This is a genomic window from Rhizobium sp. FY34, assembly GCF_005222845.1.
GTDB lineage: Bacteria > Pseudomonadota > Alphaproteobacteria > Rhizobiales > Rhizobiaceae > Neorhizobium.
Genome location: NZ_STFZ01000016.1, coordinates 91,933 through 118,160, shown reverse-complemented (window position 1 = coordinate 118,160; position 26,228 = coordinate 91,933). Strand labels below are relative to the sequence as shown.

21 protein-coding genes and 1 pseudogene are annotated in these 26,228 nt (G+C 61.1%); 11 read left to right on the top strand and 11 right to left on the bottom strand.

Annotation, left to right across the window (positions count from 1 at the left end):
- Positions 1–2,972 (bottom strand): annotated as a pseudogene (locus E8M77_RS24235) (hypothetical protein); the annotation flags it as partial.
- Between the two features lie 455 nt (positions 2,973–3,427).
- Here E8M77_RS24235 and E8M77_RS14030 point away from each other — a divergent pair.
- Both E8M77_RS14030 and E8M77_RS14025 read left to right on the top strand, forming a co-directional pair.
- A complete protein-coding gene (locus E8M77_RS14030) occupies positions 3,428–3,796 on the top strand; it encodes an Hpt domain-containing protein (protein WP_137131265.1) in 369 nt (122 codons plus the stop codon).
- Between the two features lie 108 nt (positions 3,797–3,904).
- Positions 3,905–4,225 (top strand): 2Fe-2S iron-sulfur cluster-binding protein, encoded by a 321-nt coding sequence (locus E8M77_RS14025; RefSeq protein ID WP_137131264.1) that lies wholly within the window; start codon positions 3,905–3,907, stop codon positions 4,223–4,225.
- A gap of 490 nt (positions 4,226–4,715) precedes the next feature.
- Here E8M77_RS14025 and E8M77_RS14020 read toward each other — a convergent pair whose 3' ends face one another.
- Positions 4,716–5,333: a DUF922 domain-containing protein gene (locus E8M77_RS14020; RefSeq protein ID WP_170975878.1), complete on the bottom strand. Its 618-nt coding sequence runs from the start codon at positions 5,331–5,333 to the stop codon at positions 4,716–4,718.
- Positions 5,334–5,514: 181 nt separating this feature from the next.
- Here E8M77_RS14020 and folP point away from each other — a divergent pair, with 181 nt between their 5' ends.
- Genes folP through folK form a run of 3 tightly spaced genes read left to right on the top strand, consistent with a single transcriptional unit; the run spans position 5,515 to position 7,200 of the window.
- Complete coding sequence (gene folP, locus E8M77_RS14015; protein ID WP_137131262.1) at positions 5,515–6,312, top strand: dihydropteroate synthase; 798 nt, start codon at positions 5,515–5,517, stop codon at positions 6,310–6,312.
- Positions 6,309–6,674, top strand: coding sequence for a dihydroneopterin aldolase (folB, locus tag E8M77_RS14010; protein WP_137131261.1), 366 nt, complete (start codon positions 6,309–6,311; stop codon positions 6,672–6,674). The genes folP and folB overlap by 4 nt, the downstream gene beginning before the upstream one ends.
- Before the next feature lie 10 nt (positions 6,675–6,684).
- Entirely contained in the window at positions 6,685–7,200 is a 516-nt protein-coding gene (gene folK / locus E8M77_RS14005; protein WP_137131305.1) for a 2-amino-4-hydroxy-6-hydroxymethyldihydropteridine diphosphokinase, read from the top strand.
- On the opposite strand, the gene E8M77_RS14000 is transcribed toward folK, so the two are convergent.
- From E8M77_RS14000 to E8M77_RS13985, 4 genes are all read right to left on the bottom strand, one after another.
- Positions 7,201–7,755 (bottom strand): hypothetical protein, encoded by a 555-nt coding sequence (locus tag E8M77_RS14000; protein WP_137131260.1) that lies wholly within the window; start codon positions 7,753–7,755, stop codon positions 7,201–7,203.
- Between the two features lie 99 nt (positions 7,756–7,854).
- A complete protein-coding gene (locus E8M77_RS13995) occupies positions 7,855–8,907 on the bottom strand; it encodes a TIGR01620 family protein (protein WP_137131259.1) in 1,053 nt (350 codons plus the stop codon).
- Positions 8,904–10,379, bottom strand: coding sequence for a YcjX family protein (locus E8M77_RS13990; protein ID WP_137131258.1), 1,476 nt, complete (start codon positions 10,377–10,379; stop codon positions 8,904–8,906). Before E8M77_RS13990 ends, E8M77_RS13995 begins: the two co-directional genes overlap by 4 nt.
- A gap of 162 nt (positions 10,380–10,541) precedes the next feature.
- Positions 10,542–11,051 carry a histidine phosphatase family protein gene (locus E8M77_RS13985; RefSeq protein ID WP_137131257.1) on the bottom strand — a complete coding sequence of 170 codons (510 nt, stop codon included), beginning with the start codon at positions 11,049–11,051 and terminating at the stop codon, positions 10,542–10,544.
- Positions 11,052–11,324: 273 nt separating this feature from the next.
- On the opposite strand from E8M77_RS13985, the gene dksA reads away from it, so the two are divergent.
- Positions 11,325–11,744 (top strand): RNA polymerase-binding protein DksA, encoded by a 420-nt coding sequence (dksA, locus tag E8M77_RS13980; RefSeq protein ID WP_137131256.1) that lies wholly within the window; start codon positions 11,325–11,327, stop codon positions 11,742–11,744.
- 147 nt (positions 11,745–11,891) lie between these two features.
- Here dksA and E8M77_RS13975 read toward each other — a convergent pair whose 3' ends face one another.
- Entirely contained in the window at positions 11,892–12,980 is a 1,089-nt protein-coding gene (locus tag E8M77_RS13975; protein WP_137131255.1) for a flagellar biosynthetic protein FliO, read from the bottom strand.
- Positions 12,981–13,281: 301 nt separating this feature from the next.
- On the opposite strand from E8M77_RS13975, the gene E8M77_RS13970 reads away from it, so the two are divergent.
- The 5 genes from E8M77_RS13970 to E8M77_RS13950 all read left to right on the top strand — a co-directional run bounded on the left by E8M77_RS13970 (position 13,282) and on the right by E8M77_RS13950 (position 21,763).
- Positions 13,282–15,891: a PAS domain-containing sensor histidine kinase gene (locus tag E8M77_RS13970; protein WP_137131254.1), complete on the top strand. Its 2,610-nt coding sequence runs from the start codon at positions 13,282–13,284 to the stop codon at positions 15,889–15,891.
- A 205-nt stretch (positions 15,892–16,096) separates the two neighbouring features.
- Positions 16,097–17,185: a recombinase RecA gene (gene recA / locus E8M77_RS13965; RefSeq protein WP_137131253.1), complete on the top strand. Its 1,089-nt coding sequence runs from the start codon at positions 16,097–16,099 to the stop codon at positions 17,183–17,185.
- Between the two features lie 158 nt (positions 17,186–17,343).
- Positions 17,344–20,004 (top strand): alanine--tRNA ligase, encoded by a 2,661-nt coding sequence (gene alaS / locus E8M77_RS13960; RefSeq protein WP_137131252.1) that lies wholly within the window; start codon positions 17,344–17,346, stop codon positions 20,002–20,004.
- Positions 20,005–20,065: 61 nt separating this feature from the next.
- On the top strand, positions 20,066–20,938 hold the full coding sequence (gene ttcA / locus E8M77_RS13955) for a tRNA 2-thiocytidine(32) synthetase TtcA (protein WP_170975877.1): 873 nt from the start codon (positions 20,066–20,068) through the stop codon (positions 20,936–20,938).
- Between the two features lie 9 nt (positions 20,939–20,947).
- Positions 20,948–21,763 carry an inositol monophosphatase gene (locus E8M77_RS13950; protein ID WP_137131251.1) on the top strand — a complete coding sequence of 272 codons (816 nt, stop codon included), beginning with the start codon at positions 20,948–20,950 and terminating at the stop codon, positions 21,761–21,763.
- Between the two features lie 81 nt (positions 21,764–21,844).
- Here the strand turns inward: E8M77_RS13950 and E8M77_RS13945 are convergent, their stop codons facing one another.
- The 4 genes from E8M77_RS13945 to purL all read right to left on the bottom strand — a co-directional run bounded on the left by E8M77_RS13945 (position 21,845) and on the right by purL (position 26,190).
- Positions 21,845–23,050: a multidrug effflux MFS transporter gene (locus tag E8M77_RS13945; RefSeq protein ID WP_137131303.1), complete on the bottom strand. Its 1,206-nt coding sequence runs from the start codon at positions 23,048–23,050 to the stop codon at positions 21,845–21,847.
- Positions 23,051–23,185: 135 nt separating this feature from the next.
- Positions 23,186–23,521 carry a Grx4 family monothiol glutaredoxin gene (gene grxD / locus E8M77_RS13940; RefSeq protein WP_137131250.1) on the bottom strand — a complete coding sequence of 112 codons (336 nt, stop codon included), beginning with the start codon at positions 23,519–23,521 and terminating at the stop codon, positions 23,186–23,188.
- Between the two features lie 141 nt (positions 23,522–23,662).
- A complete protein-coding gene (locus E8M77_RS13935; RefSeq protein ID WP_137131249.1) occupies positions 23,663–23,896 on the bottom strand; it encodes a BolA family transcriptional regulator in 234 nt (77 codons plus the stop codon).
- An 86-nt stretch (positions 23,897–23,982) separates the two neighbouring features.
- Entirely contained in the window at positions 23,983–26,190 is a 2,208-nt protein-coding gene (gene purL / locus E8M77_RS13930; protein ID WP_137131248.1) for a phosphoribosylformylglycinamidine synthase subunit PurL, read from the bottom strand.
- Positions 26,191–26,228 lie beyond the last annotated feature (38 nt).

The following is a 26,228-nucleotide window of genomic DNA, read 5'->3' as shown; positions in this document are numbered from 1 at the left end:
TCGATGCGGCTGTCGAAGAGGCCGGTGAGGCGGTCTTCGCTGACCGACAGCGTTGTGGTGAGCGCCATGGTGCGGTCGTCAAAGGCATCGCCGATGCGTTCGCCAGCGCTGGATACGATGTCACCCAGGGCATTGACGCGGCGGCCGAGATCGCTGTCGATCCGCTCATGCCCATCAGCCAGCGTTTGCGACATCACATCAATGCGGCTGTCGAAGAGGCCGGTGAGGCGGTCTTCGCTGACCGACAGCGTTGTGGTGAGCGCCATGGTGCGATCATCGAACGTATCGCCGATGCGCTCATGGACGCCGGAGACGATTTCGCCCAGGGCATTCATGCGCAGGCCGAGATCCGTTTCGATGCGCTGGTGACCGGACACGAGCGTCTCGGACATGCTATCGAAGAGGCCGGTGAGACGGTCTTCGCTGACCGACAGCGTTGTGGTGAGCGCCATGGTGCGATCATCGAACGTGTCACCGATGCGCTCATGAACGCCGGCGACCATTTCACCGAGTGCGCTCATGCGTTGGTCGAGATCGGTTTCGATGCGCTGATGGCCGCTTGCAAGCGTGCGCGACATGCTGTCGATACGCGTATCGATAAGATCGGCAAGCCGCTCGGGCGCTCCGACCACGGCATTTTCGAGCGCCGCCGTCTTTGCATCCAGCACATCGGCAAAGCGTTGCTGACTGCCTGTCACGGCTTCCACGATGGCGGCGGAGCGGTTGGACACGGTCTCTGCAAACCGTGACTGACTGTCGTCCAGCGCACCGCTGAAGGCGCGTGCCTGTTCGTTCATTACCGCGCCGATGCGTTCATGGGCATTGGCGACATTGTCGCTCAGTTCGGCGGACTGCACGGCCAGCGCACTGGCCAGTTGCAGGCTACGGTCTTCAAGCTCGCTCAAGAGCGTATTGGATCGGGCGTCGAGGCCCTCCGTCAGGCCGCGGCTGCGCGTATCAAAACCATCAAGAAGCGTCTGGCTACGAGAGTCGATGTCGCGCACGAAGGTTTCGCGGCGACTGTCCAACCCCTCGGTGATGGCCTGGGTGCGGGCGTCGATTGTGTCGAAGAGGGAGCGGTTGCGCGCGTCGAGATCACCGGCCAGCGCTGTACGGCGCGTGTCGAAACCGTCGGTAATGGAATTGGCTCGCAGATCGAGGTCGTCGACCAACTGACGGCTGCGGCTGTCGAGACCTTCGTTGAGAAGACGGTTGCGCTCCTCAAGTTCGGCCGTCAGCTTGCGGGTCCGGCTGTCCAGCGCGGTGGTGAACTGGTTCGTACCGCTCTGCAGCGTGTTTTCCAAGAGTTCCTGATTGGCGCCAAGGGCTGTGGCAATGGTGAGCGAGTGATCGGTGAAGGAGGAGCCGAGACGCTCGATGCTGGTCGACAGAATGCCTTCGATGGAATCGGAACCACCATTCACCGTCGCGCTGATGCGCGTGAGGCTCTCCGTCAGCTTGCTGCCGAGCGTGCCGGCGCGCTGGTCAAAGGCCGAGGTGAATTCCTCAAGGCCCGTATCGAATGTGGTGCTGAGTTGGCTGATCGTGCCCTGAAGGCGCTCTTCAAACAGGCCATTGCGCAGGTCGAGATCCATGATCGCATCATCGGCCGCACTTTGCAGGCGCTGGCGGAAGGTGGCGCCCTTTTCGTCAAGCGAGCGGTTGAGCGTGTTCAGGACCGTGCCGAGCGTGCCGGTGATCGTGCGTTCGCCGCCGGTCAGCGTCTCGCTGATTTCGCGGGTGCGCGTCAAAAGCGTTTCATTGAGCAGCCGCGTGCGCTCGGCCAAGGCGGCATTGAGCTTGTCGGTGCTGGCATCCAGCGTCGAGGCGCGGGTCTCGAAGTTCTTGAGGATGTCATTGCCGCGTGACGACAGCGTGGATGTCAGGTGATCCAGGCGATTGTCGAATTCAGAGGCAAGCGTTGAACCCGAGGCGTTGAGGGCCTGCAAAAGGCTTTCCGTCTTGGCCGACAGAAGCGTGCCGAGCGCATCGCCTGCGGCATTCGACTTTTCCATCAGAACGGCGGCGCGCGTATCGATCATCGAGGCAAAGGCTTCACCGGAGGTCGCAAGCCGGACGGCGATCTCCTCGGTTGCCAGCGACAATTCTTCCTTCAACTGGTCATGGGCGCCGACGATGGAGGAACGGATGCGCTCGGCATGGTTGACGATGGCATCACGCTCGGAGCCCAGTTCATGCACCAGGCCGCGCACACGCAATTCGTTGTCGGCATAGCTGCGCTCGAGTGCCGTGACTTCTGAATGCACCAGTGTTTCGAGTTCTGTGGCGCGGGCTATGGTACGTTCTATGCCTTCGTTCATCGCCGAGACTTCGCGCCGCACAGCCTGACCGACGGTCATGATGCGCTCGGAGGCGATTGTTTCCGGTTCGGACAGGCGCAGGGCCACTTCGGCCATCGAACGGGCGGCGTTGCGTAGATCCTGCGCGCGCGCCATCATGATGGAAAAGGCATAAAAGAGCATGATCGGCACGAAAATGCCGACGATGACGGCAAACAGGCCGGGCAGGGCGACGAGATCAGCAATCGAGGCGATCTGCCAGAGCAGCCCGCCATAGATGACCTGGGCAAGTCCGATGCCACCCACTGCCCAGAGGGCGGAGATAATGCTGGCATTGCGCAGACCCGAGCGCATGGAACCGCTTTCCAGCGAGCGCAGAATGGCCAGCGTATTGCGACGACCGCTGTCATTGGCCGGCTCGAGGCTTGGCGAACGCGGAGCTGTGGCCTCTGCCGGCGCGGCGCGCGGCGGCGCCTCGGGCGGACGTGGACGCCGCGCCTGCGGGGCGGGTCGCTGCTCGGACGTCTCTTTCACTTTGGCCTCCCGGACAGGGGGAACGGACTTGGATTGAGGTGCCGGCTGTGGCTCGTCGTTGAAATCGATCTTCAACGCATCTTCCAGCGCCTGGAATGCGGTCTCGTCGATCGATTCGCTGTTGGGATTCTTGGCCATGCGGTTACGCCTCGTTACATACTCATCCGGCCGATCGCGGTATCCGCATTGCCGCCTGCAGCGAAACCATCAATCGGGTCGGCACGGAATCTTCAGCGCTTTCGCCTCAGCTTCCGCTCATTATCAAGTCCGGACGACCTTCCTTGCAGAGTGATCATAAGAAAGGCTTACCGGGGCACCCTGCTGGGGTGAACGTCATGCTCACACCAGTGTCAATCGTACTGTAGTGACACATTCGGCATCGAGACACAATTCTGGGGCAACCGCCACACAGGAGCGGCAATTGTTGTTAACAGATTTTAAACTGCGCCCGGAAAGGATTTGCGTGCCTTTTGCGTTGCTTAGCCAAAATTAACCATGCTTTTAGAAATTGCGCCGCGATTGTGCCGAAATTTAACGGGATAGGCACCAGTGCCCGGCCAGGATCGGGGTGACGACAACAAGGGATGATATTCATGGCTGCGGTCAGTATCGCATTTGACGCTCCGGATAATGCACGAGGCTATGCTCCTGACAAGGCGCGGCCGATCGACCTGGTGCACTTGGCGGTCCAGACGATGGGCGACAAGGTGCTCGAGGCCGAAGTGCTGAGCCTGTTTGCGCGCCAGGCCCGCGCCGCACTGGTCGAAATCACAGAGGGCACAGCCGTTTCCGTGGTGGCCGCTTCGCACCGCCTGCGCAGCGCCGCCAACAGCGTCGGTGCCTTTCGTGTGGCACGCGAAGCCGAGCGGCTGGAAGCCAATCCCGAGGATGCGGCGCTGCGCGCCACGCTCAGTGCGGCCGTTCTGGAAGCTGAAAATTTCATCCTCAAGCTCCAGCGCTGACGCACGCGGCCCAAGCGTTCATGCCGGCATTTCCGGGTTAAGATTGACTGGGGCGGTGAATTGTCGGAAGACAACGCCGCCTTTTTGTTTGTTTTCCAGGATCCCGAAATGACGCAATTGACCATCGTTGCCTTCGACGGCACGCGCATTGATATCGACGCCCAGCCCGGATCGACCGTGATGGAGAATGCCGTGCGCAACTCCGTGCCGGGGATCGACGCGGAATGCGGCGGCGCCTGTGCCTGTGCCACCTGTCATGTCTATGTCGATGACGCCTGGGCGACGGCTGTCGGCGGACCGGCGCCGATGGAGGAAGACATGTTGGATTTCGCCTTCGACGTGCGCCCTGCGTCGCGGCTTTCCTGTCAGATCAAGATCACCCCCGAGCTTGACGGGCTTGTGGTCCATGTGCCGGAACGCCAAGGCTGATCTGGGCGCCGTTGCGCAGAGAGTGTCAAACAAAGAAAAAGGCCTCGCTGCGCAAGTGCGTCAAGCGAGGCCAAGGTGGGCGTATCACCGGCAGGCGAGGGAGGAAACACCTGGGGCTTTGAGAATACGCCGGGAGAACATCGGAAACACGCGGGAAACGGGTGGAACACGGAAGTTTGCCATATGCGAACTGCGGTTCGGGCTCGATTGGAGCACTTGTCATGTCGGCGCAAGAGAGATGCCGGTGAAGAAGAGGTGCCGATGCCGCCTGCGCCGCCTCGCTAGCAGCATCGGAACCCTCTCTTCCAGAGCAGCATTTTCATGTGCTCCTTCAGTGGTTTCGAATATATAAGCATTCCTTCACGCACGCCATTGGAAGAAATCACCAGTCAATCCCCGCAGGTGACATCAGCCTGGCGCAAGATTCGCGCAAGGGTTGCCGTGCGTCCGGCCTTGTGTCCGTAACGTCAGGCAGGCGAAGGGCGAGATTTCAGTCGGTGGCGCCGGCGCGATACTTCAGCAGGCGCATCATACGGGCATCGAAATTTTTCGATTCGACCATGTCGAAGCGCAGCTGTTCGGTGTCATGTGCCTGGATCATGTCCTTGGTGATCTCGCCCACCCGCGCTTCCATGGCATTGCATGTGCGTGCCGGGGACAGATTGAGAAGCGCCCGTTCCAACTGGCGGGCATGGTTGCGGGCGATTTCCGCATGGCGCTCCTCATGCCGCTTGATATCGGCCGACAGCGTATCCCAGATCAGGCCCAGTGTATCGGGCGCGCGTTTGCGGTTGGTCCAGCGCGGCAGGATGATGCGCGTGGTCAGTGTGACCCTGGCACCGCCGATGGCGCATCTGCCTTCGCTTTCCAGGTAGGTCACTTCGCCGCCGAAACGGATTTCCGTGGCGCCGGGATGGCGAAAACCGGTCTGGCGGGTCAAGGGCCCGCGGCGTTCCAGTTCGGCATCGAGATCTTCCGCCGTTCGTCCGCCAATCGAGAAATAGGAATAGGATTTGCTGATCACCGGATCGGCATAGGGCGCACCGGGCAGCATCCACACAAGCAGTGTGGCGCCGAAAAGCGCAAGGCGACGGCGGGGAAGGGACATTCTGGTCCTTGAAAGATTGAAACTGGTCAAAGCTTGGGGCATAGCGCTTAGCATCGCAACACAGCGTTTCGAAATTCTTCGTGATTCCAAAAAGATTGAGGCCGAAGTGATATTCCCCGGCAACAGCAGCTGGAAGGTCGGCAGGGGCAGGCGCCTTAAGCTTGGGGCTTCCGGCCATCTGATGGCCATCATCAATGTGACGCCGGATTCCTTTTCCGATGGCGGACGGCATGCGGGCCGGGATGCGGCCGTTTCCCATGCACTCTCCTGCGTGGCGGAAGGGGCATCGATCCTCGACATCGGCGGCGAATCGACCCGGCCCGGCGCAATGCCGGTGAGTCCCAAGGAAGAACAGGACCGTGTCCTGCCGGTAATCGAGGCGCTTGCAGGGCAGACGGATGCGCTGATTTCCATCGATACCTACCGGGCAGACACCGCGCGTGCAGCGCTTGAGGCCGGTGCGCATATCGTCAACGATGTCTATGGCCTGCGCTTTGACCCGGACATGGCGGGCGTGGTGGCAGAGGCCGGCGCCGGGCTGGTAATGATGCATACGGGACGCGGCCGCGAAGCGGAGAAACTCGACGACGTGATCGAGGACCAGATGGCCTTCTTTGCCGCGTCGCTTCAGCTTTCCGACGCAGCCGGCATTGAGCGCGGCTGCATTCTTCTCGATCCCGGATTCGGCTTTGCCAAGACGGCCGAGGAGGATCTGGCGCTGATGGCGCGGTTTGAGCACTTGCAGGCGCTCAACCTGCCGCTTCTGGCGGGCACATCGCGCAAGCGTTTCATCGGTGCGGCAACCGGTCGTGACCCGGCATCCGCCCGCGATGTGGGAACGGCGGCGACCACGGCGCTTTTGCGCATGGCCGGCGCCCATGTTTTTCGCGTCCATGACATTGCCACCAACCGCGATGCGCTGCGCATTGCCGATGCCATGCTGGCTGCACTGCCGGCCGGCAAGGAGACAGGCCTTTGAGCACCTATAGGATTACGCTGAAAAATTGCGCCTTCTTTGCGCGCCACGGTGCCTTGCCGGAGGAAGAGGTTCTCGGCCAGCGCTTCTTTGTCGATGCCGAGCTTGATGTGCCGGCGAATGCGGCGCTGACACAGGATGATCTTGAGGCGACCCTGCATTATGGCCATGCCTTTGGTGTGATCGAGGATGTGGTAACGAAAACCCGCCGGGCGCTGATCGAGGCTTTGGCCCATGACGTGGCGCTGGCGCTCTGCGCGCGTTTCCCAATCATCAGCTGCGCGGCGATCACCGTGCGCAAGCCGAGCGTGCCGATCCCCGGCATTCTCGATTATGTGGAGGTGCGTGTTGAGCACCGGCCCTGAACCATCGGCCATGGAGTTTGTCGAGGCATCGATCGGGCTTGGCGGCAATATCGGCGATCCCGGCCGGTCCATGGCGGAGGCCTTGCGCAGTCTTGACCAGCGCGATGACTGTGTTGTCACGGGTGTTTCGCGGCTTTATCGCACGCCGCCCTGGGGCAAGACGGACCAGGCGGATTTCTTCAATGCCTGCGCGGTGCTGAAGACCTCGCTTTCGCCCAAGCAACTGCTCGATCTCTGCCTGTCGATCGAGCGGGGCATGAAGCGGGTGCGTATCGAGCGGTGGGGGCCGCGTACGATCGATATCGATGTGCTGACCTATGGCGACCGGCACGTCCACGAGGAGGGGCTGGACGTGCCGCATCCGCGCATGGTGGAGCGTGGTTTCGTTCTGATGCCGCTCAACGATATCGCACCGGATCTGGTCGTGTTGGGCAAAACAGTTTCGGCCTGGCTGTGCCAGGCCGATGTCACGGGCATTGCGGTGGCCGATGAAGGCCGCGACTGGTGGCGCCTGAGCGAGCGTTGATCAGGGATCGATCGAGCCGACGGCAATCGGGTCCGTGTCGCGGGTCAGCGCCAGGCCAATCACCGGAACCATGTCTTCCTCGACCTTGACCGAAATCGTGACATTCATGACATTGTTGTTCTGCATGCGCGCCACCATGGCCCCGTTCAGCTTGGCGCGATTGATGCCGACAACCATCTTGTCGCCGTTGACTGCGCCAGACACGACATCGAGACCCTTGCCTTCGGCGCCATCGAGGAACTTGCCCTTATAGGTGCCGCCGACCTGGGTGATGACAGCCGACATCGGCTGTTTGAATACGCCGACGCGGCAGATGCCATCCAGCTTGATGCCGGCTTCGGCATCGGGGGCCGGCTCGCCGATCAGGTTGCAGGTGAACTTGGTGCCCTTGTATTTGCCCGCGACGATTTCACCCGGACCTTTCCAGGCGCCGGCGGCATTGTCGAAAAACACCTTGTCGCGCGAGGCAGCTTCCGCCTGCGGCAGAATCGCGGCAACGGCGATGGACGTGGCGGCAAAAAGCCCGCCTTTCAGCGAAAAGAAGCGCGAGACCATTTAACTTTCCTTGGGCGAGCAGCATCGTGTCGAGGGCTGACAATACGTCCCGAATGGTTAATGTCGCGTTTACTTCGGCTGTCTGGAGGGGGCGACAGGCTATCCGCGCGGTGCGTTTATAGCGGTCCCGGCAATATCCGATACGAAGTCACCAATTCCCGGCCGCTTCATCGCCCGAAATGGCAATGGCCGGCAGAGATCCATGGCGGCAATGCCGATTCGCGCCGTCAGAAGACCGTTGATGACGCCTTCGCCGAGCCTTGTGGAGAGCTTGGCGGCAATGCCATGGCCGAGCAGTTGCTGGGCAAGGCTGTCGCCGACCGCAATCGTGCCGGTGACAGCCAGGTGGGCCACGACATCGCGCAGCAGGCGCAAAAGCCCGAGTGTGCCCGGCCTTCCGCCATAAAGTTCGGCCATGGCGCGCACCAGACGGGTAACTTCAAACAGCACATAGGCGAGATCGACGACGGCGCGCGGGCTGATGGCGGTGACGACGGAAGTGCGCTTGGCAGAACCCAGGATGAGGGCGCGGGCACGGGCATCAAGCGGCCCGAGCAGTTCGCGTTCGGCCAGATCCAGAAGCTGCGGCCCGTCGATGATATCATCGCGTGTGGCATCGAGCGCTGCGCGCCCCTTGGCGGTTTCGGCACGGTGGGCAATCAGCGCGGTGAGCCGCTCGACAATGGCACGGGCGGCCTTCTGGCCGGCACGCGGGCCGACCGCCTGCGCCTCTTCCTTCAGCGACTGCACGGCACCAAGCCGCATCAGGCCCAGAACCTCGAGGGCGATGACAATGGCAAGCGACAGCAAGGCGATCGACAAAACGGCAATGGCGGCATAGCCCAGCCAGTCGGCACGGGCAAAGAGATCGCGCACTACCCCATCCGCCCAGAGCCAGAAGGCTAGCGACAGGAAGGCGCTAAGCGCGCCAAGCGCAAGCCTGCCGAAGGGAAAGCCGCGCTTGCGCGGTGTGGCAATGGCGGTCTCGGCGAGTTCAGGCGGCGTGAGGAAAGGGTCGTCCTCGTCGGGCGTCAGCGTGAAGCCGTCATCGAAGGCACGCGGTGGCCGGGGTGGTGCCACTGTCTTTGCCTCCTCGTCCAGCGAGAAGACACCGGGACGCCGAGGTGCGGATGGGTCATGCGGGGATGTCATGCCAGTCGATCTCCGAACAGGAACTGCAAGGCGCGGTCGAGGCGGATATGCGGCACCGAAAGCTTGATGCCTTTTTGCGTTTCATCGAGGTCTGGCGGGCGAAAACGCACGATATTCAAATGCGGAACGAGGCCTGCTTCAGGTTTTGAATCCGGTGCTTCAAACAATGAATCCGTTTTGTCCGGCAAGTCACCGGGAAATATAGCAGTTTTGCGATTTCCATCGAAGATTTCGCCGCCGATCTCCTCGCCTGCCATAGGCGTGCCGGTGATGACTGGCAGGAGCGTGCCATTCTGCCGGACGGTTGCTTCGCGGGTGGCGCGCACCGAGGCCATGGCCATGACATCAATGCCTGCGCCCGACATGCCGATGCGCTCGATCGCCCGGTCAACAAGGCGGCGGGTGATCGCCTCCAGCCGGTCATGGCTTTCATGGTGCAGGTGATCGGCCTTGGTTGCTGCCACCAGAACCTTGTCGATGCGCCGGCCAAGCAGCGAGGAGAGAAGCGAATTGGTGCCGGGGCGGAAGCAGGCCAGAACATCGGAAAGCGCGCGCTCTAGGTCCTGCACGGCTTCCGTGCCGCGGTTGAGCGCCTGAAGCGCGTCTATGAGAACGATCTGCCGATCGATGCGAGCGAAATGCTCGCGGAAGAAGGGGCGCACGACGACCGATTTATAGGCCTCGAAACGGCGCTCCATCATGGCGCCGAGCGTGCCTTTTTCAAAGCGTGCCTCGGGCAGGTTCGGCAGCGGCGCAAAGGTGAGCGCCGGCGAGCCTTCCAGATCCCCCGGCATGAGGAAGCGGCCGGGCGGCAGGGTCGACAGCGACCGCTCGTCGGATTTGCAGGCCTTGAGATAGGCGGCAAAACTTTCCGACAGCCGGCGGGCGGTCATCTCGTCGGCAGCCGCATGTGGGTCAAGGCTTGTCGCCAGCGCCAGCCAGTCGCGCGCCAGATCACGGCGGATGCCGGTCTGCGCCAGCGCCACGGTATTGTTGCTGAAGGTGCGGTAATCCTGCGCGAGAAGCGGCAGGTCGAGCAGCCATTCGCCTGGATAATCGACAATGTCTATGGTGAGCCTGCCCGGCGAAAAGAACCGGCCCCAGCCACTGGCGCTCTGATAGTCCAGTGTCAGGCGCAGCTCCGATATGGCGCGGGTCGATTCTGGCCAGATGCGGTCTCGCACCAGCGCCTCGATATGATCCTCATACTGGAAGCGAGGAATGGCATCATCCGGCTGGGGCTCCAGTCGCACGGACGAGACGCGGCCCGAACGCATGGCCTCAAACAGCGGCAGGCGTCCGCCATGCAGTAGGTTATGGACGAGAGAGGAGATGAACACCGTTTTGCCGGCGCGCGACAGGCCGGTGACGCCAAGTCTTATCGTCGGGTTGACAAGGCCCGTGGCCCGATCCGCGAGATTATCGAAGGCGATCAGGGCGTCGTCGGTGAAGGTGGTGAGTGATGGCGGCAAGGGGGAACCTGTCGATGCGTGTTCACCCCTATATAGAGACTGGCGCCGCCGGATAAAGGGTGCTGTCGGTGCTCTCTCCGATCCGCTGCAGGACAAGGCTGCGCAGGGCGCCGACAGCCGGGGCAAGATCGCGGCCCGTCTGACGGTTGGCAAAACCTTCGTTCAGGCGGTGAGGAAATCCTTCAGCAGCCATGTGCCGGACGCGGCCATCACCGTGCCACCATGCTCCAGCGCTGCGAGCCCTGCCGTTGGATAGCCGGACGGTATGGTGGCGGCCAGCCTGTCGGGGCCGATCATCGATTCCAGCACTTCCTCAAGCGTCGGATTATGGCCGATCAGCATCAGGGCGCCGGCCTGCTTCTGGCCGGCAAGTACCGCGAGATAGGTTTCGAGCGAGCCATTATACAGTTCATCGACAAACAGCATCTCGGTATCTTCGCCAAAGGCGCGCTGCACGGCTTCTGCCGTCTGGCGGCAACGCCTTGCCGTCGATGACAGGACGAGATCAGGCCTTTGCATCCGGTCTGCGGCCCTTGCGCTTACCAGTTCGGCCTCGGCATAGCCATGATCGTCGAGAGACCGGTCAAAATCGCGCCCTCCGGGCTCTGCCCAGGTGGAACGGGCGTGACGCATGAGATAAACGCGGAAGGGCGGTGGATCGACGATGATCATTGAGGCTCCGCGTTGCGTGTCGTGTTCCAAGTCGATTAGCGCGCTACCGGGCCTTGCGTCAACACTCCCGTTGCGTGCGTGTGGCAAAGGGCATGCTGCCATGGGTCGTGGGCCGGCAGGGTGTGGATTTTGCGAAAACGCATAATTTCTAGCCATTTAGCTGATTTATGTGACAGTTTTAAAAATGTGTTTACGCGGCGGGTAAGGCTTGAATCAGCACATGGGAATGGAGTATAGAGCGCGGCGTGAGAGCTGTTCTTCAGGAGAATTGCGTTGAGTGAGAAGATCGACCTTAGCAGCTACGTCCTCTCGGAAGATGATGAATTCATGAATGCCAGTCAGAAGGCATACTTCCGAGCCAAGCTGGTAGCCTGGAAAAACGACATCCTGAGAGAAGCGCGCGAGACCCTTGGCCATCTCGCTGAAGAAAGCGCCAACCACCCCGATCTCGCCGACCGGGCCTCCTCCGAAACCGACAGGGCCATTGAATTGCGCGCCCGTGACCGCCAGAGAAAGTTGATCTCCAAGATCGACGCGGCGCTTGCACGCATTGATGACGGCACCTACGGCTATTGCGAGGAAACCGGCGAACCGATCGGGCTGAAGCGCCTTGATGCAAGGCCCATCGCAACGCTGTCGATCGAGGCGCAAGAGCGCCACGAGCGTCGGGAAAAGGTCTACCGGGACGAATAATCTCTTCCCGCAGATTTTTTCCCTCTCAGAAATTTCCAGGCACGCGGGTCGCGTGCCTTTTTTTATGGCAAAGTTTTGTAACAACCGTACGGAGCCGCAGACGTGTTTTGACGTCGCGTGCGGCTGAACGAACAGATGAGAGCCGGTCTATCGCTGGTCGCGGGTCACGGACATTTCGCCAAAAATGCGGGCGATCTCGTTTTGCAGCGAGGGTTCCGGCGTGGCACCGGTGACGCGCGGGCTTGCCGGATCGCGGCGCGGCATGGATGGCGTGGATGCGGCTGCGACAGAGGGCGCCGTTGCTGCTTGTTCAATGGCCAGATTATTGGCCATTTCCTCTTCCAGGATGCGATCGAAATCGCTGCCAAGTGAGCGGGCCGTGGGTTCGGGGGCCGCGGCCTCGTCTCTAGAATCCGGCTCTGGTGCCAGCGTTGCCGTGGCCGGCACCGCTAGGGCGGGCGTTGGCGTGCGGTCGAGCGCTGGCTGGAAGACGCGGCGGCGGGCCGCATCCAGCGCATCGGCTGCAGCACCGATATCGGAATCCGGGGCTACTTCTGTGAGCTTTGGGGCAGGGGCGATGGCTGGAACATCCGTTTCGGGCGGACGCATGGCGGCGACCATTGCCGCGGCGGGCGCCGCTGCTTCCGCAATCGCCGCAGGTGGTTCCGTGCGCGTCGCTGTAGCAGGCGGTGCTGCAACCGGTGTCCGCAGCGGCGGCTCGATGGGCGTCTCTGCCGCGACGGGTGCGCGGTCCGGCACGACAGGCCGGCGTGGTTCCCGGCGGGTCGTTTCCGCCGGCATGGCCGGGGACGCTTCGCGCTCTTTCTGCGGCGCGGCCAGCTGCTGTTGTCTGGCCGGTGCTTGAAGGCGCGGCTCTGTGGGCGGGGCCTGGAGCGAAAGCACATCCGGTTCCGTTGCCAGAGGCTGAAGAGCGGAAATCTGCGATGCGCTCTGTATGCCGCTTTCAATGACGATATCGGTCGGTCCGCCGATCATCACGAGATGCTCGACATTGTCGCGGCGCACGAGCACAATGCGTCGTCTGGCATCGACGGCGGCCGCATCCAGCACCTGCAGGCGCGGTTGACGGTTCTTGCCGCCGCGCAAGAAGGGGGCGGGACCTGTGCGTCGACGCAGGATCAGCAGTACACCGACAAGGCAGAGGAGCCCGAGCCCGACGCCGAAAACCGCAATGAAGAGGCGGCCGCCATAGTCGCTCATCAATTCCTCGACCATGCCTTACGCTCCTTCTGTTCCATTCATCATCCAGGGTAGGCAAGTCGCAAGCCTGCGGCAAGCCAGTCTTTCCATACCATCTGCCGAGAGAGCCCGGCGAGAGTGCGACATCGGCCAGATAGTGTCGATGCGCCCGGCTCAACAGATATGGATGCTGTATGCGCTGCGGCAATAGGAATATGAATGTCTTCAACGGCTTTCTGTGGTCTGGCGCTTTTTGGAGGCGCTGCAACTTGCTATGGAAGACCAATGGACCGATTCCATGGCCGTCAATGAATGACGGGTCGAAATGCGAGGTATGATGACGAAGTCGCAGCCGGCCGGCAGTTACGATGCGCCGTTGGTGGACCGAGGCAACCGGGGCGGCACCGTCTTCCGGCTGCTTTTGCTCGCACTCGTGCTTGTCGGCGTGTCCATCGCCTTCGTTTTCTTCAAGAATTCCATGGACAATGAGCTGGTGCTCGGAGTTCTGGGCGTGCTGGCCATGGTCGGCATTTTCTTCATCGTCTCTTCGATCATTGGCCTGGTCGAAGTCATGCCGCAATCGCGTTCCGACGCCTTTGCCGCAAGCTATCTCGCCAGCCACCCGGATGGCATCCTGATTACCGATGAGCGTGGCCGCATTCTCTATGCCAATGCCGCCTATGGCCGCCTGACCGGCGCCACTAAGGCGACCAATGCGCAATCGCTGGAAGCACTGCTGTCGAAAAACCGCGAGGCGACCGAGGCGCTCTACCGGTTGACGGCGGCCCTTCGCGAAGGCCGCGAAAGCCATGAGGAATTTCGCCTGCTGAAGCCGCTTGGACGTGCCTCCGGCAATGGTTCCGGCGCCCATTGGTATCGGTTGAAGGCCCGTATTCTTAGTGCACAAGGTACGCGCAACCATCCTTTCGATGTCTGGCAGATTGCCGATATCACTTCTGAGCGCGAAGACCAGGAGCGCTTTTTCCGCGAGCTGCAAAACGCTATCGATTACCTCGACCATGCGCCTGCCGGTTTCTTTTCCGCCGGCAAGAAGGGCGAGATCTTCTATCTCAATGCGACGCTGGCCGAATGGCTGGGGCTTGATCTTACCAAGTTTTCACCCGGTTCCATGACGATTGCCGATATGGTGGCCGGCGAGGGCATGGCGCTGATCCAATCCGTGCAGGCGGGGCCGGGCCAGAAGCGCACCGAGACGCTGGATCTTGATCTGCGCCGCGCCAATGGCCAGAGCCTGCCGGTGCGGCTGGTGCATTCGGTTTCTTCCATGCGCGACGGCGCACCGGGCGAAAGCCGCACCATCGTGCTTGGCCGGCCCAAGGGCGAGGGCGCCGATCAATCGGCCTCTGCCATGCGCTTTACGCGCTTCTTCAACAATACGCCGATGGCGATTGCCTCGATTGGTGGCGGCGGCAAGATCCTGCGCATCAATGCGCCCTTCCTGCGCCTGTTTGCCGGCGTGGTGACCCGCGATGACGTGGAAAGCGGAGCGACGCTGGATGCCATCGTGCATGAGAGTGCCCGCAGTGATCTGGAGCGGGCGCTGGCAGCCGCCAAGGACCGCCAGGGCGATATCGCGCCGATCGATTGCCGGCATCCGGGCGATGAGGGCCGCCATGTGCGCTTCTACGTCAATGCCGTGATCGACGAGAGCGACGAGGCGCCGGAAGAGGTGGCCATTGTCTATGCTGTCGAGACGACCGAGCAGAAGGCGCTCGAGACGCAGATGGCGCAGACCCAGAAGATGAATGCCGTGGGCACGCTTGCAGGCGGCATCGCGCATGATTTCAACAATGTGCTGACGGCAATCCTCCTGTCATCCGACCATCTTCTGCTGCAGGCGCGTCCCTCGGATGCAAGCTTTGCCGACCTGATGGAGATCAAGCGCAATGCCAACCGCGCCGCCGTGCTGGTGCGCCAGCTGCTGGCCTTCTCGCGCAAGCAGACCATGCGACCGGCCGTGCTCAACCTCACCGATGTGGTGGGTGATCTGCGCATGCTGGTTGATCGGCTGATTTCCGGCACGAATGTCAAGCTGGAGGTGGATTACGGGCGTGATCTCTGGCCGGTGCGCACCGATCTTTCGCAGTTTGAACAGGTTCTGATCAATCTCTGCGTCAATGCACGCGATGCCATGCCGCAGGGCGGGCATATCCGCGTGCGCACCCGCAATGTGAGCGCGCAGGAAGCCGTAAACTTTGCTGGCGCACGCCTGCCCGCCGATGATTTCGTCATGGTGGAAGTGGCCGATAGCGGCACAGGTATCGCCCCCGCGATCATGGACAAGATTTTCGAGCCCTTCTTCACCACTAAGGAAGTGGGCAAGGGCACCGGCCTTGGCCTGTCGATGGTCTATGGCATCGTCAAGCAGTCTGGCGGCTATATCTACCCCGAATCGGAAGTCGGCAAGGGCACGACTTTCCGCGTCTTCCTGCCGCGCCATATTCCCGAGGTAAAACCCGTGCTTGAAGTGGCCGGCGATGCCGGCGCACCGCCCGAGCCGCAGGCCATTGCCCGCACGCCCGAACAGGTGCCGGACGTGGATCTCACCGGAAATTCAGCCGTCGTGCTTCTGGTTGAGGACGAAGAGGCCGTGCGGCGTGGCGGCAAGCGCATGCTGGAAACGCGCGGTTATACGGTGCATGAGGCGGGCTCTGGCGTCGAGGCACTCGATATCATGGAGGAACTTGACGGCAAGGTGGATATCGTCGTGTCCGACGTGGTCATGCCCGAAATGGATGGCCCGAGCCTCTTGCGCGAATTGCGCAAGACCTATCCGGATCTCAAGTTCATCTTCGTCTCCGGCTATGCGGAAGATGCGTTTGCACGAAACCTGCCGGCCGATGCCAAGTTCGGTTTCCTGCCCAAACCCTTCTCGCTGAAGCAACTGGCCGTTGCCGTGCGCGAAATGCTGGACCGCAAGGACTGACGGTTGACAATTCGTCAGGCAAGGCGGGCGGCGATGCTGTGTTTTTCCGGGTTTCAACTGGGCGGAACGTCTTGGCAACACTCTCTTGAAAAGCAAGGGAGAACAAGAGGTTGATAGCCTCTTGCAAAACGAGAACAAAAAGTGTACATAACGGTCATCGGCTGCTGATTGCTTGCGCGGCTGCAATAACCTAAAGGTGGTTCAGATGGCTCAGAATTCATTGCGGCTGGTAGAGGAAAAATCGGTGGACAAAAGCAAGGCGCTGGAAGCGGCACTCTCTCAGATCGAACGCTCTTTCGGCAAGGGTTCGATTATGAAGCTCGGTGCAAACGAGAGCGTGGTCGAGATCGAAACGGTATCGACGGGGTCGCTCAGCCTGGATATCGCACTGGGAATTGGCGGCCTGCCGAGGGGCCGTATCATTGAGATCTATGGTCCGGAAAGCTCGGGCAAGACGACGCTTGCATTGCAGACGATTGCCGAAGCGCAGAAGAAGGGCGGTATCTGCGCCTTCGTCGATGCCGAACATGCGCTTGATCCGGTCTATGCCCGCAAGCTGGGCGTTGATCTGCAGAACCTTCTGATTTCGCAGCCGGATACCGGCGAGCAGGCGCTGGAAATCACCGATACGCTGGTGCGCTCCGGTGCGGTCGACGTGCTGGTCGTCGATTCGGTGGCGGCTCTGACGCCGCGCGCCGAAATCGAGGGTGAAATGGGCGATAGCCTGCCGGGTCTTCAGGCGCGTCTGATGAGCCAGGCGCTGCGCAAGCTGACGGCATCGATTTCGCGCTCGAAATGCATGGTCATCTTCATCAACCAGATCCGCATGAAGATCGGTGTGATGTTCGGTTCGCCGGAAACCACGACCGGCGGCAATGCGCTGAAATTCTACGCCTCCGTGCGTCTCGACATTCGCCGCATCGGTGCTGTCAAGGAGCGCGAAGAGGTTGTGGGCAACCAGACCCGCGTGAAAGTGGTGAAGAACAAGATGGCGCCGCCCTTCAAGCAGGTGGAATTCGACATCATGTATGGCGAGGGCGTATCGAAGACCGGGGAACTGGTCGATCTCGGCGTCAAGGCTGGCATTGTGGAGAAATCCGGCGCCTGGTTCTCCTACAATAGCCAGCGTCTGGGCCAGGGGCGTGAAAATGCCAAGTCGTTTCTGCGCGACAATCCGGAACTGGCGCGCGAGATCGAACTGTCCTTGCGCCAGAATGCCGGCCTGATTGCCGAACGCTTCCTGGAAAATGGCGGTCCGGAGGCCAATGATGGGGATGGCGATCCGGAAGGCTGACGGGCACTCGAAAGCGTGGTTGTGATGGGACCGGTCGTGCATCGATGTAATGATGTGCGGCCGGTTTTTCGTCGTGCTGGACAGGCTGGGGCTTGGACGTTAAAAGCCAATGGTTTTTGGGATAAAAGTCCGCTTGGGGCGGCTTAGAAGGGCATGGCATGAGTGGCGTGAATGAGATCCGGTCGACCTTCCTCGACTATTTCAAGAAGAACGGTCACGAGATCGTCTCCTCGAGCCCGCTTGTGCCGCGCAATGACCCGACATTGATGTTTACCAATGCCGGCATGGTGCAGTTCAAGAATGTCTTTACCGGTCTGGAATCGCGCCCCTATTCGACGGCCACGACCTCGCAGAAATGCGTGCGCGCCGGCGGCAAGCACAATGACCTGGACAATGTCGGCTATACGGCCCGCCACCTGACCTTCTTTGAAATGCTCGGCAACTTCTCGTTTGGCGACTATTTCAAGGAAAATGCCATCGAACTGGCCTGGAACCTCGTCAACAAGGGTTTTGGTCTGCCCAAGGATCGCCTTCTGGTCACCGTCTATGCCGATGACGATGAAGCGGCGATGCTGTGGAAGAAGATCGCCGGTTTTTCCGATGACAAGATCATTCGTATCCCGACCTCTGACAATTTCTGGCAGATGGGTGATACCGGTCCCTGCGGTCCCTGTTCGGAAATCTTCATCGACCAGGGTGAACATATCTGGGGTGGCCCTCCGGGCACGCCGGAAGAGGATGGCGACCGGTTCCTGGAATTCTGGAACCTGGTTTTCATGCAGTTCGACCAGACGGCGCCGGGCGAGCGCACAGCTTTGCCGCGTCCCTCGATCGATACGGGCATGGGGCTGGAGCGCATGGCCTGTATCCTGCAAGGGGTTGGCAGCGTCTTTGAGACCGATCTGTTCCGCACGCTGATTGCCGCAACCGAAGAGGTTGTCGGCGCCAAGGCCGAGGGCGAGGTGGCCGCAAGCTTCCGCGTGATTGCCGACCATCTGCGCTCGTCGGCCTTCCTGATTGCCGATGGTGTCCTGCCGTCGAATGAAGGCCGTGGCTATGTCCTGCGCCGTATCATGCGTCGTGCCATGCGCCACATGCAGTTGCTCGGTGCCCGCGAGCCGATGATGTGGTCGCTTCTGCCGGCCCTGGTCGGCGAGATGGGCCGCGCCTATCCGGAATTGCTGCGTGCCGAAAGCCTGATTTCCGAGACGCTGAAGCTTGAGGAAACCAAGTTCCGCGCCACGCTGGCGCGTGGCCTGACGCTTCTTTCCGATGCGACGGACACGCTCAGCAAGGGGGATTCGCTCGACGGTGAGACCGCCTTCAAGCTTTACGATACCTATGGTTTCCCGCTCGACCTGACGCAGGATGCGCTGCGCGCCCGCGGCATCGGCGTTGACCTCACCGGCTTTAACGATGCCATGCAGCGCCAGAAGACCGAGGCCCGCGCCAGCTGGTCTGGCTCCGGCGACAAGGCAACCGAAACCGTCTGGTTCGAGCTGAAGGAAAAGTTCGGCGCCAGCGAATTCCTCGGCTACGACACGGAAAGTGCCGAAGGCGTGGTGCAGGCGATCGTGCGCGATGGCGCCGTTGTCGATACGGCTGTCAGCGGCGATGCGGTGCAGATCGTTGTCAGCCAGACGCCGTTTTATGGCGAATCCGGTGGCCAGATGGGCGATACCGGCGTGATCTCCACCGATCAGGCCAGGTTGACCGTCACCGATACGCTGAAGAAGGGCGAAGGGCTTTTCGTGCATATCGCCACGGTTTCGGAAGGCGTGCTGAAAGCGGGCGATGCCGTTCTCCTGCAGGTCGATCATGCCCGCCGCTCGAAACTGCGCGCCAACCATTCGGCCACGCATCTGTTGCATGAGGCGCTGCGCGAGGTTTTGGGCACGCATGTGGCGCAGAAGGGTTCGCTTGTTTCGCCCGATCGCCTGCGCTTTGACGTCTCGCACCCGAAGCCCATGTCGGCTGCGGAACTGCAGACGGTCGAAGACATGGCCAATGCCATCATCATGCAGAATGCGCCGGTCACGACCCGGCTGATGAGCGTCGATGATGCGATTGCCGAAGGTGCCATGGCACTGTTTGGCGAGAAATACGGCGATGAAGTGCGCGTCGTGTCGATGGGCACCGGTATTGAAGGCGCCAAGGCCGGCCGAGCCTATTCTGTTGAACTGTGCGGCGGAACGCATGTCAGGTCCACCGGCGATATCGGTCTCGTGCGCATTCTGGGCGAAAGTGCCGTCGGCTCCGGCGTGCGACGTCTGGAGGCGGTGACGGCGGAGGGCGCGCGCGCCTATCTGGCCGAGCAGGACGAGCGCGTGAAAGCGCTTGCAGCGCTGATGAAGGTGCAGGCCGGCGATGTTCTGTCGCGCGTCGAAGCGCTGATGGATGAGCGCAAGAAGCTTGAGAAGGAAGTGGCAGATGCACGCCGCAAGCTCGCCATGGGCGGCGGGCAGGGTGGGTCTGCAACGGAAGTTCAGGAGGTTGGCGGCATTGCCTATCTCGGCAAGACCGTGACAGGCGTCGATGCCAAGGACCTGAAGGGTCTGGTCGATGAGGCCAAGACCGGTATGGGGTCGGGCGTCGTGCTGTTGATCGCGGTTGGCGCTGATGACAAGGCGAGCGCTGTGGTCGGCGTCACGGCAGATCTGACGGAGCGTTTCAGCGCAGTCGATCTGGTGCGTGTCGCCTCGGTGGCGCTCGGCGGCAAGGGTGGCGGTGGCCGTGCGGACATGGCGCAGGCCGGTGGCCCGGATGGCGCAAAATCTGACGAGGCCATCAAGGCGGTTGCTGCGGTGCTGGCTGGCTGATCAGCTTTTCGAATGCAACGGTCGCCAGTGGCGGCCGTTCTTTTTTGGACGGGAGAATGACGTGACGCTGGCGGCTGTGATCGACGAGATGGACGATGGGCCGGCTGATGCGGACGGTTTCCTCAAGGGTGTCTATGCGCATGCGCCGCAGACGACGGCATTCAACAAGCTGCGCAAGCGGCTGTTGCGCCAGCTGCGCCAGGCCCTTGATGATTTCGGCATGCTGAGGGACCAGAAGCGCTGGCTGGTTGGTCTATCGGGCGGCAAGGACAGCTATTCGCTTCTGGCGCTGCTGCTTGACCTGCAATGGCGTGGGCTTTTGCCTGTGGAACTCATTGCCTGCAATCTCGATCAGGGCCAGCCGAATTTTCCAAAGCATGTCCTGCCCGACTATCTGTCCTCGATCGGTGTTGCGCACCGGATCGAATATCGCGACACCTATTCGGTGGTGAAGGAAAAGGTGCCGGAAGGTGCGACCTATTGCGCGCTCTGTTCGCGGCTTCGGCGCGGCAATCTTTACCGCGTGGCGCGCGAGGAAGGCTGCGATGCGTTGCTGCTTGGCCATCACCGCGACGATATTCTGGAAACCTTCTTCATGAACCTGTTTCATGGCGGGCGATTGGCCGCCATGCCGGCCAAGCTCCTCAATGATGAGAGCGATCTCTTCGTGCTGCGCCCGCTTGCCTATTGCGCCGAAGAGGATCTGGCGAAATTTTCGAGCGCCATGCAGTTCCCGATCATCCCGTGTGACCTTTGCGGCTCGCAGGACGGTTTGCAGCGCAATGCGATGAAGCAGATGCTGTCGACCATGGAGACCCAGATGCCCGGCCGCAAGGATCGGATGCTGCGCGCGCTCTCCCACGTAAACCCGTCTCACCTTCTTGATCCCAATCTCTTTGATTTCGCGGGTCTTGTTTCCTCTCCCAAAGCTTGAGGTTCTGATATGCAGATTGATGTACTGGCGCTGGCAGAGATCCTGCGGCATGCGGCGAAAGTGGAAATCCTGCCGCGCTTTCGCAGGCTCGGCGCCAGTGATGTGCGTGCCAAATCCGAAGCGACCGATCTCGTTACCGAAGCGGATGTGAATGCAGAGCGGCTGATCCGGGCTGAGGTGGAAAAGCTTGCGCCGCAGGCGCTGTTCATCGGCGAGGAATCGGTTGCGGCCGATCCTGCACTTTTGTCGCGGATCGGTGACAATGAACTGGTGGTCATCGTCGATCCGGTGGATGGCACGTTCAATTTTGCCTCGGGCGTTCCCGCCTTCGGCGTCATGGCCTCGGTCGTCTACAAAGGCGAGACGGTGGCCGGCATCATCTATGACCCGATGGGCGACGACTGGGTTCTTGCGGAAAAGGGTTCCGGCGCCTTTCTGCGCCGCCTGGATGGCGAGACCGTGCGGCTTTCCGTGGCCGGTGCCAAGCCGATCGATGCGATGATCGGCATGGCGTCTACTGGCTATTTCTTTGGCGAGCAGCGTGCGAAGATTCTGACCAATCTGGCCAAGGTGCGGATGTTTGCCTGCTATCGCTGTGCGGCGCAGGAATATCGCGCGCTTGCTGGCGGCCATGTGGATTTTGCGCTCTATAACAAGCTGATGCCCTGGGATCATCTGGCAGGCAGCCTGATTGCGATGGAAGCCGGCGGCCATGTCGCACGCTTTGATGGCAGTCCCTATCGTCCGACGGATCTCGAGGGCGGGCTTCTGGTGGCGACCAATCCGGATAGCTGGCAGGAATTGCGCGCTCAGATCATCGGCTGATCATCTGCACATTCCTGATATTGAAAAGCCCCGGCGCTCATGTTTGCACTGAGCACCGGGGCTTTTTGCGTTTATGGCCGTTCAGACCTGCGGGTTGTGCGACTGGAAGAGCTTGCCTTTTTCAGCGAGCAGCACGAAACCGAGCCCGATCACGCCGACGGCGCAGAAGCCGATGACCATGGGCAGGGCCGTGCCATTGAAGGCCTGGCCGATGACGGCGCCGATGGCTGCACCGCCAACCGTGCTCATGAAGCCCAGCACCGAAGACGCCGTGCCTGCAACATGGCCGAGCGGTTCCATGGCCAGCGAATTGAAATTGGCGCCAATCCAGCCGAACATAAACATGGCAAGCGCAAAGAAGCCGAGGAACAGCACAAAGGGCATGGGTTGCGGGCCAAAAATCTGTACCAGCATCCAGACGAAATTGATGAGGATGAAGGCGAGCAGCGAAGCATGCGACAGGCGCCGCATGCCGTAGCGTCCGACAAGCTTGGCATTGATGAAGGATGCGAGCGACATGAAGGCTGCGACGGCGGCAAAGGCCACCGGGAACCAGACGCCAAGGCCGTAAATGCCAACATAGACCTGCTGGGCCGAGTTGATGAAGCCGAATAGCGCACCAAAGATGAAGGTTGCCGAAATCGTGTAGCAGAGCGCAATGCGGTTGGTGAGCACGATGCGGAAGCCCGCGACGACCGACACGAATGTCAGGGCGCGCACGTCTTCCTTCGCCAGGGTTTCCGGCAGGCGCAGCATCATCCAGGCCAGCAGCATGATGCCCATGATTGCGATGAACAGGAAGATCATGTGCCAGTCGCCGCCCAGCATGATCAACTGGCCGGTGCCCGGCGCGATGATCGGCACGATCATGAAGACCATCATGATGAGCGACATGACTTCCGCCATGGCACGCCCGCCAAACACGTCGCGCACGATGGAGACAGTGATGACACGAGTGGCCGCAGCGCCTGCCCCCTGGATGAAGCGCAGAATGAGAAGGCCGGCAAAGCTTGGAACGGCAACAATGGCAAACGAGCAAATGATGTAGACGAGCAAACCACCAACCATCGGGGCACGACGCCCGAACCGATCCGAAAGCGGGCCGTAGATCAGCTGGGCAAAGCCAAAGCCGAACAGGTAGGAGGAGACGATATACTGGCGGGCGTTCTCGTCATCCACCTGGAGGGCAGAGCCGATCTGTTGCAGTGCCGGCAGCATGATATCGATGGCCAGTGCATTGAGGGCCATCAGCATGGCCATCATGGCAATGAACTCGCCTTTGCCCATGCCGTTCAGCCGGGCGGGCGCTAAAGTATTTGGGGTGGTCACGATTGAATAATCCTGAAAATACGAAGGCGCCGCGGGGGATCGCGGCGCCTCGATTGGATCGAACATGGCCGGGAAAACCCGACCGGAGGGCCATCAGGCAGCGCCGCGAACGGCGACACCCTGTTCATGGAAATGGGATTGCAATTCGCCGGATTGGAACATTTCACGCACGATATCGCAACCGCCAACGAATTCGCCCTTGATGTAAAGCTGCGGAATGGTCGGCCAGTTGGAATAGTCCTTGATGCCCTGGCGGATTTCCTGGTCGGCAAGCACATTGATGCCCTTGTAATCGACACCGAGATAATCGAGCATCTGCACCACCTGACCGGAGAACCCACATTGCGGGAATTGCGGCGTGCCCTTCATGAAGAGAACGACATCATTGCCCTTCACTTCGCTGTCAATCAGATCTGTAATTCCGCTCATGGTCTTTGTCCTTGTCTGTCCGGGTCAAGGTCCGGACCTCTTTGGCTCAATAAATAACACGGGTTTTGTCAATTTCCAGCCGTCGCACGTCATAACTGCCATCAATTGTGCTGATGGTCAGCCAGCGCAACGGGGATAGGATCATTCGGGGGCCGAGGTTTGCAGGGCAAGGGCATGCAGCACGCCGCCCATATTTCCCTTCAGCGCTTCATAGACCATCTGGTGTTGCTGCACGCGGTTCTTGCCGCGAAAGGCTTCCGCCACCACTTCGGCGGCATAGTGATCGCCATCGCCGGCCAGATCGCGGATGGTCACCTTGGCTCCCGGAATTCCGGCCTTGATCATGTCTTCGATTTCGCCGGGGCGCATGGGCATCAGGTCGTTCCTTCCTTGTCTTTCAGGCGGCCGTTTCCAGCAAGAGTGCCAAAAACGACCGGATTGTCAAAGCCTTCGGCTTGGTATCACGCCATGAAGCCGGGGAACCAGCTTTCATGGGCATTCACTAGCGTAGAGACGGGAAGATGGATCAGATCATCGATCACCAGCGCCTCGCCACCAACTGTGCCCAGCGTGCGGAAAGGCACGCCGGCCGATTCGGCGTTGGCGCGCACGAAATTGGCGAGATCGGCGGGCAGGGCCACCACATAGCGCGCCTGATCTTCCCCAAACAGCAGCGCATGGGCAAGGCCGCGGCAATCGCTCAGCGAGATGCGGGCGCCCTTTGAAGAGGCCATGGCCATTTCCGCCAGTGCCACACCAAGGCCACCAGACGAGATATCGTGGCAGGCGGTGACCTGACCATTGCGGATAATGCCGCGCACGAAATCGCCGTGGCGACGCTCGGCTGAAAGGTCAACAACCGGGGCCGGACCTTCGATCGATCCCAGCACGTCGCGCAGATAGACAGACGAGCCGAGATGGCTGCCATCGACACCGATCATCACCAGCACATCGCCGTCCCTGGCCGTGCCGATCCGGGCCATTTTCGACCAGTCGGGCAGAAGACCGACGCCGGCAATGGTGGGCGTCGGCAGGATAGCCACGCCGTTCGTCTCGTTATAGAGCGAGACATTGCCCGACACGATCGGGAAATCCAGCGCACGGCAGGCCTCGCCGATGCCCTGGATTGCGCCGACCAGCTGGCCCATGATCTCAGGCTTTTCCGGATTGCCGAAATTGAGGTTGTCGGTGGCCGCCAGCGGCTCGGCGCCGGTCGCGGTCATGTTGCGCCAGCACTCGGCAACCGCCTGCTTGCCGCCTTCGACCGGATCGGCCTCGACATAGCGCGGTGTGACATCGGAGGAGAAGGCCAGCGCCTTTGTTGCATGGCCTTCGATGCGCACGACGCCTGCATCGCCGCCCGGCAGCTGCAGCGAATTGCCCTGGATCAGCGTGTCATATTGTTCATAGACCCAGCGACGGCTGGACTGGTTGGGCGAGCCGACAAGCGTCAGAAGGGCGGCATTGTAATCGTCGGGGGCAGCCACCTGTTCGGCCGGCAGAGCGGCCCGCTTCTCGGATGCGCGCCAAGGCCGGTCATATTCCGGTGCCTCGTCGCCCAGTTCCTTGATCGGCAGGTTTGCCACTTCCTCGCCCTGGTGGATGACGCGGAAACGCAGGTCGTCGGTGGTCTTACCGACAATGGCAAAATCCAGACCCCATTTGACGAAGATCGCCTTGGCGATTTCTTCCTTGGAGGGCTCCAGCACCATGAGCATGCGCTCCTGGCTTTCCGATAGCATCATCTCATAGGCCGTCATGCGCTCTTCGCGCACCGGCACCTTGTCCAGTTCAAGTTCGATGCCGAGATCGCCCTTGGCGCCCATTTCGACAGCCGAACAGGTAAGGCCGGCGGCCCCCATATCCTGGATGGCGATGACTGCACCGGTTGCCATCAGCTCAAGGCAGGCTTCCAGCAGGCATTTTTCGGTAAAGGGGTCACCGACCTGTACGGTCGGGCGCTTTTCCTCGATGGATTCGTCGAATTCGGCAGAGGCCATGGTGGCGCCACCAACGCCATCGCGCCCGGTCTTTGCGCCCAGATAGACGACGGGCAGGCCAACGCCCTTGGCTTCCGACAGGAAAATGCCGTCGGACTTGGCAAGCCCTGCCGCAAAGGCATTGACGAGAATATTGCCGTTGTAGCGCGGATCGAACTCGACCTCGCCGCCAACTGTCGGCACGCCGAAGGCATTGCCATAGCCGCCAACGCCGGCCACAACGCCCGAGACGAGATGCCGGGTCTTGGGGTGATCCGGCGCGCCGAAGCGAAGCGCATTCATCGCTGCGATGGGACGCGCACCCATGGTGAAGACATCGCGCAGGATACCGCCGACGCCAGTGGCGGCGCCCTGATAGGGCTCGATATAGGAGGGGTGGTTGTGGCTCTCCATCTTGAAAACCACGACATCGCCATCATCGATATCGACGACGCCGGCGTTTTCGCCCGGTCCCTGAATGACGCGCGGGCCCTTGGTGGGCAGAGTGCGCAGCCATTTCTTGGAGGACTTGTAGGAGCAGTGCTCGTTCCACATGGCCGAGAAGATGCCAAGTTCGGTAAAGCTCGGCTCGCGTCCGATCAGGTTCAGGATACGATCGTATTCGTCAGGCTTAAGGCCATGGCTGGCGATCAGGTCCGGGGTGATGGGGCGGGAGTTGGAAACGGTCATCTGGCTCTCAGGGCAATGGGAGATCGGTTTCGAGGCAG